Origin of the sequence: Streptomyces himastatinicus ATCC 53653, assembly GCF_000158915.1 — a bacterium.
Lineage (GTDB): Bacteria > Actinomycetota > Actinomycetes > Streptomycetales > Streptomycetaceae > Streptomyces > Streptomyces himastatinicus.
This window is the reverse complement of record NZ_GG657754.1, coordinates 1,324,086-1,325,045: the sequence shown is the minus strand read 5'-3', so window position 1 is coordinate 1,325,045 and position 960 is coordinate 1,324,086. Positions and strand designations below refer to the sequence as shown.

Below are 960 nucleotides of genomic sequence, written 5' to 3'. Positions count from 1 at the left end.
GCTGACGTTGTCGAGCGGGCCGTAACCGCTCGTACCGAGGAAACCGGGGCGGCCCGGGTCCACGGGCGCGCCGAGCCACAGGCGGGAGACCAGGAACGGCGGTGCGGTCCGCAGGGCCGCGATCCGCTCCCGCCACCCCGGGTCGCCCAGGCCGGGGGAGTTCGCCACCAGCGTGCGCAGCCCCGCCGTGTCCAGGGCGAGCACCACCCCGTCGTACGCCTCGCCGTCCACCGCCACCCGCCCGCCGTCCAGCGGCCGTACCGACTCCACGGCGGCGCCCGGCCGCACCTGTGCGCCGTGGCCCTCCAGGTAGCGCCGCAGCGGATCCCACAGCGCGTACGGGAACGGCTCGCGCACCACGTCGAACAGCAGGCCCTCGCTGGAGCCGAGGAAGTAGATGTGGAACATCACCGCCAGCTCGGCGGCGGACAGCTCGCCCGGATCCGTGAAGAAGCTGCGGGAGAACACCTCGAACGCCAGGTGCCGGGCCGCCGCCGGGAAGCGGACCGCGTCCAGGAACTCCGCCGCGCTCAGCGCGTCCAGCCGTTCGTGGATCCACGGCAGCCGGACGTCGAACAGCGGCAGCGCGGCCACCGGGTCCAGGCCCGCCAGATCCCGCCAGCCGAACGACGGGCTGCGCGCCACGAAGCCCAGCGCGGACCATGGCGGGGTGCGCGGCACGCCCGCGAAACCGTCGCGCAGGCCCGAGCCGTGCCACAGCGGATAGTCCGGCAGCCCGGTGAGCATGCGTAAGGCCGGGTCGATCCGCCGCAGCAGCCCGCGCAGGTTGTAGTACTGCCGGAAGAAGGCGTGGAAACCGCGGCACATCGTCGCCGCCGACCCGTCCGCGAGCATCGTCGGCCATCCGGCCAGCCGCCCGCCGAGCATCGCGCGGCGCTCGTACAGCACCACCGCGGCCCCGCGCTCGGCCAGCGCGGTGGCCGCCGCGAGCCCCGCGAT

1 protein-coding gene is annotated in these 960 nt (G+C 75.0%); it reads right to left on the bottom strand.

The window, feature by feature from the left end; translation table 11 throughout:
* Positions 1-960, bottom strand: a 960-nt coding sequence (locus SSOG_RS04960) for an FAD-dependent oxidoreductase (RefSeq protein WP_154686080.1), incomplete at both ends; no start/stop codon positions are given.